At 62.3% G+C, this 14,902-nt stretch carries 13 protein-coding genes and 1 pseudogene; 5 read left to right on the top strand and 9 right to left on the bottom strand.

What is annotated here, in order from left to right; genetic code table 11:
* Positions 1-48: 48 nt before the first annotated feature.
* Both Q0030_RS10935 and Q0030_RS10940 read right to left on the bottom strand, forming a co-directional pair.
* Positions 49-1,173: a helix-turn-helix transcriptional regulator gene (locus Q0030_RS10935; RefSeq protein WP_298366372.1), complete on the bottom strand. Its 1,125-nt coding sequence runs from the start codon at positions 1,171-1,173 to the stop codon at positions 49-51.
* Positions 1,174-1,550: 377 nt separating this feature from the next.
* Positions 1,551-1,710, bottom strand: a pseudogene (locus Q0030_RS10940) (CopG family transcriptional regulator); the annotation flags it as partial.
* A 254-nt stretch (positions 1,711-1,964) separates the two neighbouring features.
* Here Q0030_RS10940 and Q0030_RS10945 point away from each other — a divergent pair.
* Positions 1,965-2,237 carry a class I SAM-dependent methyltransferase gene (locus tag Q0030_RS10945; RefSeq protein ID WP_298366374.1) on the top strand — a complete coding sequence of 91 codons (273 nt, stop codon included), beginning with the start codon at positions 1,965-1,967 and terminating at the stop codon, positions 2,235-2,237.
* A gap of 541 nt (positions 2,238-2,778) precedes the next feature.
* Here the strand turns inward: Q0030_RS10945 and Q0030_RS10950 are convergent.
* The 3 genes from Q0030_RS10950 to Q0030_RS10960 form a co-directional block, all read right to left on the bottom strand.
* The gene (locus Q0030_RS10950) at positions 2,779-4,008 is read right to left on the bottom strand and encodes a nucleotide disphospho-sugar-binding domain-containing protein (protein WP_298366376.1); all 1,230 of its coding nucleotides are present in this window, start codon (positions 4,006-4,008) and stop codon (positions 2,779-2,781) included.
* Positions 4,009-4,126: 118 nt separating this feature from the next.
* The gene (locus tag Q0030_RS10955) at positions 4,127-4,537 is read right to left on the bottom strand and encodes an MAPEG family protein (protein WP_298366378.1); all 411 of its coding nucleotides are present in this window, start codon (positions 4,535-4,537) and stop codon (positions 4,127-4,129) included.
* A 13-nt stretch (positions 4,538-4,550) separates the two neighbouring features.
* Positions 4,551-5,132, bottom strand: coding sequence for a TetR/AcrR family transcriptional regulator (locus Q0030_RS10960; protein WP_298366380.1), 582 nt, complete (start codon positions 5,130-5,132; stop codon positions 4,551-4,553).
* A 120-nt stretch (positions 5,133-5,252) separates the two neighbouring features.
* Here Q0030_RS10960 and Q0030_RS10965 point away from each other — a divergent pair, with 120 nt between their 5' ends.
* A complete protein-coding gene (locus tag Q0030_RS10965; RefSeq protein WP_298366382.1) occupies positions 5,253-7,028 on the top strand; it encodes an adenylate/guanylate cyclase domain-containing protein in 1,776 nt (591 codons plus the stop codon).
* A gap of 392 nt (positions 7,029-7,420) precedes the next feature.
* On the opposite strand, the gene Q0030_RS10970 is transcribed toward Q0030_RS10965, so the two are convergent.
* From Q0030_RS10970 to Q0030_RS10980, 3 genes are all read right to left on the bottom strand, one after another.
* The gene (locus Q0030_RS10970; RefSeq protein ID WP_298366384.1) at positions 7,421-7,717 is read right to left on the bottom strand and encodes a hypothetical protein; all 297 of its coding nucleotides are present in this window, start codon (positions 7,715-7,717) and stop codon (positions 7,421-7,423) included.
* Between the two features lie 153 nt (positions 7,718-7,870).
* Positions 7,871-8,542 carry a class I SAM-dependent methyltransferase gene (locus Q0030_RS10975; protein ID WP_298366386.1) on the bottom strand — a complete coding sequence of 224 codons (672 nt, stop codon included), beginning with the start codon at positions 8,540-8,542 and terminating at the stop codon, positions 7,871-7,873.
* Between the two features lie 13 nt (positions 8,543-8,555).
* The gene (locus Q0030_RS10980; RefSeq protein ID WP_298366388.1) at positions 8,556-9,521 is read right to left on the bottom strand and encodes a tripartite tricarboxylate transporter substrate binding protein; all 966 of its coding nucleotides are present in this window, start codon (positions 9,519-9,521) and stop codon (positions 8,556-8,558) included.
* A gap of 161 nt (positions 9,522-9,682) precedes the next feature.
* Between Q0030_RS10980 and Q0030_RS10985 the strand changes: the two genes are divergently transcribed.
* Positions 9,683-10,648, top strand: a complete 966-nt coding sequence (locus Q0030_RS10985; protein WP_298366390.1) for a LysR family transcriptional regulator — start codon at positions 9,683-9,685, stop codon at positions 10,646-10,648.
* A 367-nt stretch (positions 10,649-11,015) separates the two neighbouring features.
* Here Q0030_RS10985 and Q0030_RS10990 read toward each other — a convergent pair whose 3' ends face one another.
* Positions 11,016-12,569: a winged helix-turn-helix domain-containing protein gene (locus Q0030_RS10990; protein ID WP_298366392.1), complete on the bottom strand. Its 1,554-nt coding sequence runs from the start codon at positions 12,567-12,569 to the stop codon at positions 11,016-11,018.
* A gap of 145 nt (positions 12,570-12,714) precedes the next feature.
* On the opposite strand from Q0030_RS10990, the gene Q0030_RS10995 reads away from it, so the two are divergent.
* Together Q0030_RS10995 and Q0030_RS11000 are read left to right on the top strand one after the other, a co-directional pair.
* Entirely contained in the window at positions 12,715-13,695 is a 981-nt protein-coding gene (locus Q0030_RS10995) for a tripartite tricarboxylate transporter substrate-binding protein (RefSeq protein WP_298366394.1), read from the top strand.
* A 41-nt stretch (positions 13,696-13,736) separates the two neighbouring features.
* A complete protein-coding gene (locus Q0030_RS11000) occupies positions 13,737-14,864 on the top strand; it encodes a methyltransferase (protein WP_298366396.1) in 1,128 nt (375 codons plus the stop codon).
* Positions 14,865-14,902 lie beyond the last annotated feature (38 nt).

Genomic DNA, 14,902 nt, shown 5'->3' on the forward strand with positions numbered 1-14,902 from the left:
AGCCGCGCGATTACGTGTATCGTCAGCGTATCAATTTCCGGGATACGCTTATCTCCTGACCGGTTGTACGCTCTTGAGGAGCGCAACAAGCTGGCTCTGTTGGCGCGTTCCGGTTTTCTGAAAGACACGTTCCAGATGAGTGCGCATGGTGCTGTAAGCGACGTGCATATCCTGCGCCGTTTCCTGGAGTGTTCGGCCGGATGCGAGCGATGCCGCAAGACCGGCTTCGCGTGGTGACAGGTCAAACAGCGCGCGGATATAGTCTTGAAAGCCCTGCGGGAGATCGAGCACGATCTCCCTGACATAGACGGCAGCGCGCCCCTGAACAAACGGGCGAACACCAGAGTGAGTATCTGCTACCGGCCCCACCGAGATCGCGATATCACCACTGCGACCAGGGTGCTTTGCCCAGATCAAAAGATCGCCGCCGGTGCCGGGAATGACATCCTGTCGAACGCTGCATGCCTGTTCCACCAGCGTTCGCAGCTCGGCTTCAGCATCGGCGACGAAAAGCCGGCCCGATTTTCGGCGGAGCGCGCCGCCTGGACGGAGCAACAGCTCCTCAGCGACGGCATTTGAGCGAATGATCTGCATTTGGCAGTCGACGAGCATGACACCGAACGGCAAGCCTTCGAATGCCGATTCCCACACCTGCATCGACTGAAACTTACTGCTGAGCTCGACCGCCCGCGCCAAGTGCGGAATGAACATCTGCAGGATCTCGGCATCGCTGTTTCCAAATGCCGCCTGCTTGCGCCCGCGCTGAACATCGAAAAACCAGAACGAACGCCCCGACACCAGCAGCTTGCTGCCGAGGCCACCGTACATATCCTGCGGTTTCATCCAGTCATTCCAGAAGCGGCTCCGCCGCAACCTGTCAGCGCCCACCAGGGCGTGGTCGTTGTAAACCAGTCCTGGGGGCGCTTTGAACACCGCGTCAAGGAATACGTTGGGCTGACCGACATGCTCTTCCAGAAAACGAGCCCGAAACGCCGTATCCTCATTGGCGGCGGTAACGTCATTCGCTGTGGGGTTCGGGCCAACCCTGCCAAGGCAAGCTCGCGAACCGTCAAATAGACCGAGCATGGCCGATATCGCGATCGGCCAAGCCTCCGGATCGTAAGCCGCTTCGTAGATTCTGCCGATAACGCTTGCTATTTCTTCCGGTGACATCGAACTTCCTGCCCCCCGGAGTCGCTGGCTCTGGCGCAACATTTAGACACGTTTCGCGCAGCCGAGGCAATCGCCCCGTGGCATCTCGATGTCCGCGGCGCACCAACGGGTCGAGGTGACCGACAGGGACGTTTGCATCTGGAAGGTGCGCCATCCCTGGCTGGGCCGTCCTCGTCGCTTGACCATATGCTTGGCAACACTCGATTGCGCGACCGCTCCCGGCGCGGGCTCGGACCACCAGCGCCCGCTTACATTCGCGCGCTCGCTCCCCTTTTCCGTGAGCAAGGGAAATGTTAGGGGGCAGGCGTCGCTCCCCATGCGGGAGCGCGGATCGAAACGCTCCCACGTCTTTGCGCGACGGCTGGGCGCAGGCTCAGCAATGCCGGCGTGGTGGCAAGCCAGAAGCGGATGAACACCGCCAGGGTCTCGACCGCGATACCCATGTCGCGCTCTTGTCGCGCCGGTCTATTTGACCAAGTCGTTTGACCATTGCGGCCTCGCGCCGCTCATCGGCATCCGGGACAGGAATGGAGCGATTCGCTCGACATTTACCGATTGGGTTTACCCGCTTCGGCGGCCAAGGGCCGCCCCGCATATCGAAGAAAAATCCGGCGGATCGATGCGCCCAGATTCGCAGCCTCGCCGCGAGCGAGGACCACGCTCAATCTCGATTGGCGGAAGGCTTTTTGCGGCCGTGAGTTCGCGACGCGGAGTTGGAGGGTTGGGATCGGAAGGCGGGTTACCGGGACGACAGCTTCGGGTTGGTGACGCTTGGGGCTATCGACCCATTGATGGAAACGGTTGAGGTTGGACCCGGCGTGCGCGTTTTAGACATTGCCTGTGGCACCGGCGCGCTCGCCGCCGCGGCAGCTCGACGTGGTGCTGAAGTCATCGGAATGGATTTCGCCCCAAACATGATCGCCGAGGCAAGCCGGCGCGATCCTGGCATCGATTTCCGTGTCGGCGATGCCGAGGCGATCCCGCTTGCCGATGCAAGCTTCGATGCCGTCACCTGCTCCTTCGGCATGCTCCACATGGAGCGGCCAGAGCGGGTACTGGCGTAAGTCGCGCGTGTACTGCGGCCGGCGACCGGGCGCCTTGCCCTGACGTCTTGGACCTCTGATGGTGAGCTCTACGCACTCGTTGGGCAGGCAGTACAGGCGCATGCCGATATGGGGGTGCCGCTACCTCTTGCCCCGCCGATGTTCCGCTTTGGCGACGAAGGAGAGTGCTGGTCTACCCTGCTCGCCGCGGGTTTCGCAGAACCCGGCTTCAAAAGGCTACCCCTCGTCTGGACCGGTGACACACCAAAGGCCTTCCTCGACGCTTTCCACCGGGGCAACGTACGAATGACCATGCTGATTGAGGCGCAGACGCCAGCGATCCGGCAAGCCATCGAGCAGGCTATCCTGCGTGGTTCGGAACGTTATCGGCAACGGGCAGGAAACATTATGATCAAATGGCCTGCGTTACTCAGGACCGCTCGGCGCCCGTAAGCTTCTGCTAGAAACCCACCAAGTGATCGAATGATGTCTCCTTCTGGCCCGTCACGTCGATCCTGGGATTGATCGAAAGGGCCGCTGGCGTGGGCTGGTGTGGTGCTTGTTAGGGCAACTGGGACCCGGTGAGTGCCTCGATTTCCTCGGCGGCTCGGGGTGCGCCGCCGGCGGTAGCGAGTTCGCCGGCGAGGTGTTGGGCGGCGGCGTGCTTGGTCCGGGCTTGGCGGACGGCATCACGCAACCGGGCTGGTGTGACCTTCGATGACGGGAGGCGGACGCCGGCGCCGCTGACCTCCACGCGTCGGGCGACCTCGTGTTGGTCGCGGCCGAACGGGACGGCTACGACGGGGATGCCTGCCGCGAGCGCCTTTTGCGTGGCTCCCATGCCGCCGTGGGTTATCACGCAGGCGGCTCGCGGCAGGACGACCGAGTGCGGCAGCCACCGTTCGACGCGGGCGTTTACCGGGACGTCGAAGGTCGACGGGTCGCCCGAGGGCAGCGTGGCAACGACGAACACGTCCTCGTCACGCAGGCCGTCGAGTGCGGCGGCGATCAATTTGCCGTCGTCCTGGAATTCCGAGGAGGTCGTGACGAGGACGATCGGCCGGTCGATCTCGTCCAGCCATTCGGGCGTCTCGGCAGGCGGGTCGAACGAGAGCGGGCCGACGAGGCGGTAGGAGGCCGGCCAGTCGGTGCGACGGTATTCCAACGGCTCGGCGGTCAGGTAGAGCGTCAGCGGCGCGGTGCTGAACGCCTCGCGGAGGTCCGCGACCGGCGATGCGCCGACCTTGGTGCGAACCGCGTTGAGAACAGGCTTGATCGCGCGTTCGACACTCCCGACGATAACGGGCGCGAGCAATCTGTCGCGCAGTCGCCCTGCGAAATCGCGAGCTGGCGCGAAACCGGGACCGAACGGCGGGATCCCGCCACCCGGGAACGGAGCGGGGTAGGGCAGGACCGTCGCCCAGGGCAGACCCGACATTTCGGCGACGGCCACGGCGCCCCAGCAGTTGATGTCGACGATGAGGACGGCCGGCGACTCCGCCGCGATGGCCGCGCGCAGGTCGTCGACCTCGAACTCGGCTCGCCGCAGAAAGACCGCGGTGCTGCGCTTGACGGAACCGACAGGGGTCTTGGCCTTGAAGTCGTCGTGCGGGATGGCCTCGATGCGCGGATCGATCGGTTCGGCCGTGAAGCCCAACGCGCGGAGCGGGTCCAGTCCGACGTTCAACGTGCGGACCGCGATCTCGTGGCCGCGCTTGCGCAGTTCGCTCAGGATCGGAACCAGCGGGAACAGGTTGCCGCGCGAAGGCGAGGTGTAGGCAAGGACCTTCATGTCAGAACTCCCTCAATGAGTTCTTGGATCGCGCCCTTGGCCGAGCGGCGCGAGAGCCCGGCCTGACGCCTCAGCGGGAACCATGTGTAGACGTCACACACCGCGACCGACTTGCCGCCTAGCTCAGCAACAAGGCCCACGACCAGTAGATGGCTACCGCGATCTGGACGGCGAAGGCGGTGAACCGAATATTCACCGCGGGCACGCTGAGCGACGCGAGATGAACACAGGACTGGATTACTCGTGCTGCTAACAGCCATGGCGCAAGAGGGTTGGTGATGCTGGCCCGATTTGTCAGCAAAGCTACGATCAAAAGCACGGCGACGACTGGCAGGCTTTCGACGCAGTTGGCGTGCGCCCTGGCCAGTCGCTGCATGAAAGGCGAGAGGTTCGAGTTGTCGGGTTTGAATTCGTTCGACGCGACAGCCTTCGTCAAAACGAGCCTTGTCCGCAGTATTTCCATCAGAACCAAAAGAGAGAGCGTCCAGGCGGTCAGGCCGACCAGGACGACCGCGGATGGATTGCTCATGGCAGGATCTCCTTCATGCCAGAACCTTCTCAACAAGTTCTCGGATCGCGTCCTCGGCCGAGCGGCGCGACAGCCCGGCCTGACGCCTGAGCAGGAACCAGGTGTAGACGTCGCACACCGCGACCAACTGGGCGTGCAGCCGTTCCCGCCGGGCGCCGGCCCGCGTGGCAAGCCACGGCGCAAATACGCGAGCGACCCACTCGCGGTGATAGGCGCGGCCGACCACCGTGATCTCGGCGAACACCGGCACCCGCAACTCCTGGCGCAACACCTGCATCACCATGTCGCCGAGTTGCTCGTAGTGCTCGATCAGGACGGCGACGGCGCCGACCACGTCGCCAGCCGGAGCCGTGTCACGTTGCGGGATCGCCTCCTGGCGGATCTGTTCGGCGATCGCCCGCGCCAGTTCCTCCTTGGACCCGAACCGACGCAGCACGGTCTGGACGGTGACACCGGCGTCCGCAGCGACATCGTCGAGAGTGGTCTTGTCATACGGCTGGACGAGCAGCCGCGCTCGCGCCGCCTCAAGAATGCGGGTACCCGTGGCTGCCGCCGATGCCGCGCGGGCGCGCATCTCGTAGCCCCGAATTTTCATATTAATCATACTAACACTAAATTGGTTGCATGCAAGCCCTGCGTCGGAATCTGAAGCCAAGCTCAAGCGGCTCTACGAGGTCGGTCTTTGTGCTAATCTGGAAAGCGACAACGAGGCACGATGGCCGAGAGTCGGAAAATTGCGGCGATCCTGGCCGCCGACGTCGTTGGCTTCAGCCGAATGACGGGCGCGGACGAGGATCGCACTTTGGCGCGGCTCAGGGCGTTACGCAGCGACCTCATCGATCCCACCGTCGCCGTACACAATGGTCGGGTGTTCAAGCGCACGGGTGATGGAATCCTCGTCGAGTTCCGCAGCGTCGTCGACGCGGTGCGCTGCTCCGTCGAGCTGCAGAACGGCATGATCGAGCGCAATACCGGCGTGCCGCAAGAGCGCTGCATCGAAATCCGAATTGGCGTCCATCTGGGTGACGTCGTGGAGGAAAGCGACGGCGATCTCATGGGCGACGGCGTCAACATCGCTGCGCGCCTGGAAAGCCTCGCCAAGCCTGGCGCGATCTGCCTTTCCGAGGACGCGTATCGTCAGGTGAAAGCGCGGCTTGATTTTCCCGTAAGCGATCTCGGCCCGACTCAACTCAAGAACATCGCCGACCCGGTCCGGGTCTATTCGCTGCAAGTGGGCGTGCTCGCGCCTGCCGGGCTCCCGACGCCAAGGAAGTCCGCCGCGCCGGAACAACCTTCGCCGCAACCCGACCAGGCGTCGATCGCGGTGCTTGCTTTCAACAACATGAGCGGCGACGCCGAACAGGAATATTTCTCGGATGGGCTCAGCGAGGACATCATTACCGACCTCTCAAGGCTATCCGAGTTGCACGTGATCGCGCGCAACTCGTCGTTCGTGTACAAGAGGGCGACGATCTCCGTGCCTGAGGTCGCTAAGGCACTCGGCGTCCGCTACGTCCTCGAGGGCAGCGTGCGCAAGGCGGGCAACCGGGTCCGCGTCACGGCGCAATTGATCGATTCAAGCCACGGCGGACATGTATGGGCAAGCCGTTTCGATCGCGATCTCACCGACATTTTTGCCGTTCAGGACGAACTTACGCAGGAGATCGTGGCTGCGCTCAAGCTGAAGCTTTCGGCTGGCGACCGGGATCGATTGGCCCGCAGACGAGCGGTCAGCCTCGAAGCGTACGAATTCTTGTTGCGTGGCCGCGAGCAGGCGCTGACGCTCTCTCGCGGCGGCAATATCGCGGCGCGCCAGTTGGCGGGAGCCGCCATCGCAATTGATCCGAAGTATGCCGCGGCGCATGCGCTCGTCGCCTTCACCCATTTGAACGACTACGCCAACGGCTTCACGAGCGATCCCGAGGCGTCGCTGAAGATCGGCTTTGAACTTGCAGAGTTAGTGGTGGGGATGGATGAGGAGGAGCCCGCTGGTCGCTTGGCGTTGGGCATAGCTCATATGTGGAGGCGAGATCTCGACCGAGCCCTGGCGGAGACGCGCCGAGGTCTCGCCTTCTCGCCGAACTCCGTCGGGCTCCTGATCTTGATGGCGAACATTCAGATATTCTCCGGCGACCCAGCGGGCGCGCTTGTAACTCTTAATGAAACCATGCGGCGGGACCCACATTATCCAGACATCGTGCTGCAATTTGTCGCCGATGCGCGCTTCTCCCTCGGCGACTACGAGCAGGCGATCGCAACGATCGAACGACGGCTCGCGCGAAACCCCCAATCGGAGACCGCTTACGCCTTGCTCGCATCGTGCTACGGTCACCTTGGCCGATCGGAGGACGGTTGCCATGCCTGGGAGCAGGCGCTGAAAATAAATCCCGACTTCTCCGTCGAGCGCCGCCGACGCGTCCAACCTTTTCGGCGCTTCGAGGATTTTGATCGCCGTGTGGAAGGACTCCGCAAGGCAGGGCTCGCCGTCTGATTTCACGGCGGTCAGATCGAAATCTCCCGCTGAAGAATGGCCCAGCTGCAGCGAAAGGGAGAGCCTGCATGGACAAGATAACCCAACTTGCGCAGTTGGAGGCAGGATTTCACTATTCGCAGAGATTCTGCGTCGCGCGAGGTGAACCGGATTACGATCGGCGCCGATTGGGACCTCACTCCGATGCAGAATTCTGCATTTGCAACAAGGAATTGCTACCGTTAGTTCAAGGGGCTTAGTTCGGCGCCGATTCACACGTAGATCGCGCCAATGAGCGCCGAGACCGCCTCGATGGAGGGCAGGTCGTGGGCTTTTGCAGCCCAGTTCTCGGAGGGATCAGATGATTTCTGCATGGTGGCGGGATGCGCCGTCGTGATGAGAGCCGGCTTGGATCAGAAAATGCCAACTTCGGCGGCACGGTCGCGATCAGCCTGCGCCTGTCTTATGATCGCCAGCTCCCTGGTACAGGCGATAAACTCGCCTGTGCCAGAGCGCATTCCGAACTTCTCGCAGAAACCAAGGTTCTCGGCGGAGATCTCGTGCTCGAGTTGCTCTTGTGCGGTTGCTCGCATGGACGGTCCCTCAATAAGGGCCGCCCATAGGCCGCCGGCCGCCAGCGCGACGGCAAACGTCAAATACAAGAGGCGATAACGTGCTTGAGTGCTCGTGACGGAGGCCGTGTCAACCATTGCATTTCTCCCAGACTCGACGCGCGAACAAGATGGCTAAAGTGGGCGTCGTCCACAGATGACTCGCTGTGGCGGTTAGTCATTGGTGTCGGCTGACGGAATCCCGCCATAGGCAAATGCGGGGCGGCTCTTCCGGCAATCATCGCTCTACGCCTAGTTCAATGAACGACGACGGGCGAATGTCATGCCGGTTGCTATCGGTAGCAGTATTCGGTCGACACGCTCGTCGGCGGCTATCTTTTTGTTGAGTTTTCGTAGCGCCACGGTGTCGTCATCGGTCACCGTTGGATCAGCAACTCGGCCACGACGCAACATATTGTCGAGAACGATCAGCCCGCCGGGCCGGACCAGACGCAGCGCGCTCTCATAATAATCATCGTAGCCAGGCTTGTCCGCATCGATGAACGCGAGATCAAAACTCGCGGCTGCACCGTCGTTTTCCAGCTGTCGTAGCGTCTCGACGGCCGACGCAATTTTGACCTCGATCTTGCCGGCTACGCCTGCACGCTGCCAGTACTCATGTCCGATAGACGGCCATGCATCGTCAATATCAAGGGTCACCAACCGCCCGTCCGCAGGTAACGCCAGCGCGACAGCCAGCGCGCTATAGCCAGTGAACGTGCCGATTTCGAGCGTGCGCCGCGCCGTCATCAGCCGCACGAGCAGAGCCAGCAGATGCCCCTGCTCGGGCGTAATCTGCATGATCCCCTCCGGCAGTTGCTGAGTTGCTTCGCGGAGCGCTGCCAGTTCGGGATGTTCCGGCGCCCGGTGGATCAAGAGATAGTCATGGAGGCGTTGATCAACGCCCGTGATTTTCGGGTACAAAGGTTTTCTCCGTTCAGTCCAGGCGGATTTTGGCCTTGGCAATCACGCCTGCCCACTGCTCAGCTGCCTGCCGGGTAAGATCGCGCATCTCCTCGGGTGTGCTGCCGAGGGCCTCGCTCTGCAATTCTGCAAACCGTCCTTTCATTTCGGGGGCCCGGACGATCTGTGCGATTGCAGAGGCAAGCTTGGTGGTGATGGCTGCCGGTGTACCGGGAGGTGCCGCGATGGCCAGCCAGGAGTCGGCCGCAAGGCCCGGAATCGTCTCCGGCAGGGCCGGAAGATCGGGAAAGGCCGCAAGGCGGCGATTGTCAGTGGGCGCCAGCAGCTTCAACTTGCCGGCTTCGATCAATGGCATAGTGGAGGTCAGCGGCCCAGCCAGAATGCTCACCTGCCCGCCGAGCATATCACTAACTGCTGCTGCCCCGCCGCGATACGGCACGTGTACAATGTCGAGATTTTCCTTGAGCTTCAGAGCTTCCACCAGGAGATGGCCGTACTGTCCGATGCCTTGAGAGCCGTAGTTCAATTGGCCAGGGTGATTGCGCGCGTAAGCAATGAGCTCGGTCACCGTCGCGAATGGCGCATCGGCTCTGGCAACAAGCCCCATCCGGAAGACAGCAAAGACGCTGACCGGTGCAAAGGCGCGCGGGTCAAAGGCGAGCTTGGAATAAAGCAAATAACTCGTGAGAACCGGATCCGGCGCACAAAGCAGAACCTGACCGTCAGGTGCGGCCTTGGCGACGGCTTCGGCACCGATGTTGCCGCCGGCGCCGGTCCGGTTTTCCACGATGAATGGCTGCCCCAACATCGCCTGTAGCTTTTCCGCCACCAGCCGACACAAGACGTCGGCGCCGCCTCCGGCAGCAAACGGAGTGACGACTTTAACGGGCGCGCTCGGATAAGGTTGCGCCGTTGCGGGCGAGTATCCGGCCAGACCGGACGCGATTGTCAAGGATAGGATGCAGCGGACCATGCTCATGTCGATCCCTTTGATTGCCGTGCAAGGGCCCGTTACGGTGACCTCAGCTGACTTGCCGCTCTGTCTGGAGGAGCTTTGCACTTGAAAGTCTGCACGGCGCGGCTGTATCAAGAAAGTTCTGTTTTGCGTCTCTAGCGTAGCCTTTCTGATACGGAGGCAGCATGCAATGGGCTGAACGCATCGGTCGCCGCATCAAACCGCGCGACCTTCATCTGCTGACTGTCGTCGCTGAACACGGCAATATCGCCAAGGCGGCCGAGAGCCTTGCTGTTTCTCGTCCTGTCGTGTCGCGGACCATCGCCGAGCTTGAACGCATGCTAGGGGTACCACTATTCGACCGCACGGCACATGGCGTCGAGCCGACGCTCTACGGCAGGGCGCTGGCGAAGCGCAGCGTCGCCATTTTTGACGAACTCCGACAGAGCATCCGGGAGATCGAGTTTCTGGCCGACCCGGGCTCGGGAGAGTTCTCCATCGGCTCGACCGAAGCGATAGCTGCTGGCCTCTTGGCAACGGTCATCGAGCAACTCTCACAGGAGCACCCGAAGCTGGTCTTCAAGATGGAATTGGGCAATGCGGCGGCGCGCCTGCGCCTTTTGCGAGAGCGGCAATGCGAGCTTGTCGTTGCGCGCCAGCGCCAACCCGAACCTGACCTGACGATCGAGCCTTTGTTCCACGAGCGCCTCGTGGTCGTAGCGGGACCGGGCAATCGATGGCTTGGTCGACGGAAAATCGATCTTGCCGCGCTGGTCCGGGAACCGTGGATCCACGCTCCGCTCGAGATCGAGCCGGGAGGCCCGACACACGCTGCCTTCCGCGCGTTTGGGCTAGATGTGCCATGCACGATTGTCAGCGAGTCCGTCGGCTTCCGCTACAGCATGCTGGCAAGCGGGCGCTTTCTGACCATGGTGCCGGGTTCGCTGCTTCTTCACGCACCGAAACATCTCGGGCTCAGGGCTCTCGCCGTTGATATGCCGCGTTGGGATGCGCCGACGTCCATCATCACCGTGAAGGGCCGCACTTTGAGTCCGGCGGCCGAGCTTTTCATGGCGAGATTACGCGAATTGGCCAAGGCTTTGCGCAAACTTGGGGGGACGCGTTCCGGTCGGTCGGCGACGAAGGGTTGAAAGCGCAGTCGCACTCGTCCCTCTTGGACCCTTGAGCGGTCCTCATTGGTGCGGGCGCCGATTCACACTCAAACAGCCGAAGTGGCGGATCAAGCTGTGAATCGGCGCGGGGGCAGGCAGCTGCAGCAACGCCCTAAAGCCAATTAGGAAAAGCCAGTCGGGCGGGATTACGATCGGCGCCGATTGTGACCTCACTCCGATGCAGAATTCGGCATTTGCAACAGGGAACTGCTACCGTTAGTTCCAGGGGCTTAGTTCGGCGCCGTTTCACAATGCGCAGACGCCGCCGTGGTTCGTACGCCAGTTTGTTGGCGGGCTAATTTAGCTGGTCGACCGATCCTTCAAGGGATCCGTGCGAGGGTGAGCTTTACTCGGGGAAGCCTGCCTTGCGCAGTCCTTCCGCGACGCGATCGGTGTCGGCCTGCCGCGCGAACCGGTGAAGCTCAAGCCATCTTCCGGTCGTGAACGCGGGATCTCGGCGAAGCACGACGGTCATCGCCTCGCGAGCTTCCTCGTGATTGCAAAGCTGCGCAGCGGTGGCGGCCAGCCATACAAATGTCGGACGAAAGGTCGGCAGGCGCCGCGCGGCGGCGCGTAGACTCTCGATCGCCTCGGAATAGCGGCCGATGAAGTAATACGCGTTGCCCAGGAACGTCTGGCAGGCGGGCGGGTGAAAAGGATCAAGCCGCATGATCCGCTCTAGATGCCCCAATCCTTCCTCAAGGCGCCCCCAATGGATGAGCGCGAGGCCGTAGCGATAATCCACCAGATTCGGATTCAGCTCATAGGCACGTGCGAACTCTGCCTGGCTTTCTTCCGGACGATGTAGCCAGCGCAAACTATGCGCGAGCGCCACGCGCGCGTCGGGAAGATGTGGGTCCAGCTCGACGGACTTTTGCGCCAACTTCAGGCCCCGCTCTTGCGTCGCGCGCTGCTGATATTCCGCTGCAAGCGCCTCGTATGGTTCGATCCAGGCGGCATGGCATGTCGAGGCGAGGCCGTGCACCGGCGGCGCATAGTTGGCGTCTGCTGCGATAGCCTGCTCGAAGAACACGCGGGCGGCAGTGATTTTCTGCCCCGTTGGATCACCATGCGAACTCCTCATGATGGCGCTGCCACGCAACCAGCAGTCATAGGCAGAGAATGCGCCGGGCGGCTTGGCCATCGCGCGCTCGACCTCGAATCGTGAGATGTGCGCAACCAGGGTCCCCACGATTTTCTGCGTCACCTCATCCTGGACGGCAAAAATGCCGGTGAGCTCACGATCATAGTACTCGGCCCACAACTGCTCGCTGGTCGCCGCGTCGACGAGCTCGGCGGTGATACGAACCCGCGCGGCGTCGTGGCGGACGCTACCCAGCAGCAGATAGCGGACGCCAAGTTCGGCGCCGATTTGCCGCGCATCGAGGTTGGCGCCGCGATAGCGGAACGACGAGTGCCGCGCGATGACGAACAGGCCCGCGAACTTGGACAGGCTCGTGACAATATCCTCCGAGATACCGTCGCTGAAATAGTCCTGTTGGGGATCGCCGCTGAGATTCGTGAGCGGGAGCACCGCGATAGACGGGCGGTCGGGAAGCGGCGGTCCGGCCCGGACGGCAGGGCGCGTGACAGCCACGGCGAACATATAACCCCTTTTCGGGATCGTCTTGATGATGCGCTGTTCCGCATCTCCGAGGGCGAGCCGAATATCGCTCATGCATCGCGCAAGCGAATCGTCGGAGACGACGACATTCGGCCAGACCGCGCTGATGATCTCTTCCTTGGAGAGGAGCCGTTCGGGACTCTCGACAAGTCGACGCAGCACCTCAAAGCTCTTCGGCCGCAACTCGATGTCCTGCCCATCGGCACGGAGATGGCATCGCGCCAGGTCGAGCGTAAACCGGTCGAACTGAAGAATAGTGCTCGGGGAGCCATCCATGGCAGCCTCAGGTAAGTGACCAAGGCTCACGATAGCCAATCTTCAGAGCATTTTCAGCCAAATTGGAGCGCACTTTCAGGACCTTCGGCGCGGCACCACCTATGGTCGCCCTGTGCTACCCCGCGAACTCAATGGGAGAAGGCCAATGAATGGGCGGAAATCCATACTGATGCTGGCGTCGCTGGTGAGCGCGCTCGCGGCATTCGACGGTCCGGGCAGGGCGGACGGCTACCCGGCCGGGCCGGTCAAGATCGTGGTACCATATCCGGCTGGCGGCCCTGTCGATTTCATCGGCCGCCTTGTCGCGCAAAAGCTGACGGAAACGGCGGGTGCCAGGTTCTACGTCGAGAACCAGCCGGGTGCCGGCGGCGCCATCGGCGCAGCGGCGGTGGCGCATGCGCCGGCGGACGGCCGGACAATCCTGCTGATGAATCAGGATTTCGTCGTCGAGCCCGCCGTCAAGGCAAAAGTGCCGTTCGACCCGTTCAAGGACTTTGCGCCAGTCGTTGAGATCGCAACCGCGCCAGAGATGATCTCCGTCAATCCATCGCTGCCGGTGAGCAACATGAAGGAGCTCATTGCGCTCCTGAAAGCCAATCCCGGAAAGTACAATTACGCGACGCCGGGCTATGGAACCTCGCCGCATCTCGGTGCCGAATGGCTATTCAAGCTCACTTACGGCCTTGACGTCCTCCCTATCCCATTCCAGGGCGCCGTCCCGGCCGTACAGGCGACGCTCGCGGGCGATACGCAGATCATTCCCATGGTGGTAACGGCGGTCGCGCCGTTGATCGCGGACGGCAAGTTGCGCGGTCTGGCGGTCGCAGCTCACAAGCGCTCGGCGGTGCTTCCCGACGTGCCGACACTCGAAGAGCAAGGCATCCAGGGCCACGAGATCGGATTCTGGATTGGAGCCGCGGTGCCGGCCGGTACCCCAAAGGCGATCGTCGACCTGCTCCACGACCAGATTGCCGAGGCGATGGCGCAGCCCGAGGCACAGAAACGTCTCGCCGAGCTTGGCTTCGAACCGGCTGTCGGCACTACCCAGGACTTCATGGCCTTCACCAAGGCCGAATCCGACAAGTGGAAGAAAATCGTCACTGACGCGCATGTCCACATCGACTGACGCGCGGGAGCCCTCGACGACCGGACTGGGCGAGACGATGGATGAACCAGCAGGCGAAATCCCTCACAGAGAGATGGTCGATGCAGATTCGAGACGATCCGTTGACGTCACTCAAATACGATGCGCCGCCCGCGTGGGGCGTCACCGACCCAGATGCCGGGCAACTTGCGTGGATGATCAGGGGCTATTGGATCAGCCAGATCGTCGGGACGCTTGCCCGGCTTGGAATAGCCGACCGTCTCGCTGGAGGCCCCGTGGCGGCCGCTGAGATTGCGACTTCAATCGGCTGCGACCCCGATGCGACCTACCGGCTGTTGCGCGCGTCGAGGGCGGTCGGACTGGTGGCGACAACATCCGATGGCCGGTTTGCGTTGGCGCCACTCGGCGAGAAATTGCGCTCAGGAGTGCCCGGCTCGATGCGGGATTCCGCCATCGCGTCGACAGCTCCCGGGCATTGGTTGCCGTGGGGACGGCTGAGCCATGCCGTTCGCGACGGACGATGCCAGACACGGGAGGCACTCGGCGCCGGGCTGTTCCAGTATTATTCAGACCATCCGGCCGAAGGCCAGGCGTTCACAGGCGCGATGTCCATTTCCTCCGCGAAGGTCGCGGATGAGATCGCCATGATCCTCGATACGTCCGGGGCGGAACGTGTAGTCGATGTCGGCGGCGCATCCGGAACCCTGATCTCTGCCCTGCTGCTGCGAAACCCTTCGCTTGAGGGCGCAATCCTCGAGCGGCCCGATGTCGTACCTCATGCACGAGCGGCGATTGCCGAGCGCGGGCTTTCCTCACGATGTCGCGTTGTCTCGGGCGATTTCTTCGAAAGCGTGCCGGAGGCCGACATCCATATCCTGAAGTACATCATTCACGATTGGGATGATGAGCAAAGTGTGTTGATCTTGTCGAACTGCGCTCGCGCATTACAGCCGAATGGACGCGTCGTTCTCGTCGAAGTCGCGATCCCCGAGGATCATCGTCCAAGCTGGGCCTCGCTCATGGACCTGAACATGCTCGCGGTGCTGCCGGGACGCGAGCGCACGGTGCGGGAATATCGCGATCTTCTTGGCCGTGCGAGTCTCCGTCTTGATCGCATCACGCCGACCGCTTCGGGCTTCGACCTCATTGAGGCATCGGCGGCTGAGAGTCTCAAGCCAGAAACGAGGTAACACCTTAGCCAAATGTCACGTCGAACTCTTGGAGAAAT

This window comes from uncultured Bradyrhizobium sp. (assembly GCF_947648125.1).
In the GTDB taxonomy this organism is placed as follows: Bacteria; Pseudomonadota; Alphaproteobacteria; order Rhizobiales; family Xanthobacteraceae; genus Bradyrhizobium.

Coding starts and splice junctions, on each gene's coding strand:
- Q0030_RS10995 (WP_298366394.1), top strand. CDS start 12,715: ATGAATGGGCGGAAATCCATACTGATGCTGGCGTCGCTGGTGAGCGCG.
- Q0030_RS10980 (WP_298366388.1), bottom strand. CDS start 9,521: ATGAGCATGGTCCGCTGCATCCTATCCTTGACAATCGCGTCCGGTCTG.
- Q0030_RS10935 (WP_298366372.1), bottom strand. CDS start 1,173: ATGTCACCGGAAGAAATAGCAAGCGTTATCGGCAGAATCTACGAAGCG.
- Q0030_RS10960 (WP_298366380.1), bottom strand. CDS start 5,132: ATGAAAATTCGGGGCTACGAGATGCGCGCCCGCGCGGCATCGGCGGCA.
- Q0030_RS10965 (WP_298366382.1), top strand. CDS start 5,253: ATGGCCGAGAGTCGGAAAATTGCGGCGATCCTGGCCGCCGACGTCGTT.
- Q0030_RS10945 (WP_298366374.1), top strand. CDS start 1,965: ATGGAAACGGTTGAGGTTGGACCCGGCGTGCGCGTTTTAGACATTGCC.
- Q0030_RS10970 (WP_298366384.1), bottom strand. CDS start 7,717: ATGGTTGACACGGCCTCCGTCACGAGCACTCAAGCACGTTATCGCCTC.
- Q0030_RS10950 (WP_298366376.1), bottom strand. CDS start 4,008: ATGAAGGTCCTTGCCTACACCTCGCCTTCGCGCGGCAACCTGTTCCCG.
- Q0030_RS11000 (WP_298366396.1), top strand. CDS start 13,737: ATGAACCAGCAGGCGAAATCCCTCACAGAGAGATGGTCGATGCAGATT.
- Q0030_RS10985 (WP_298366390.1), top strand. CDS start 9,683: ATGCAATGGGCTGAACGCATCGGTCGCCGCATCAAACCGCGCGACCTT.
- Q0030_RS10955 (WP_298366378.1), bottom strand. CDS start 4,537: ATGAGCAATCCATCCGCGGTCGTCCTGGTCGGCCTGACCGCCTGGACG.
- Q0030_RS10990 (WP_298366392.1), bottom strand. CDS start 12,569: ATGGATGGCTCCCCGAGCACTATTCTTCAGTTCGACCGGTTTACGCTC.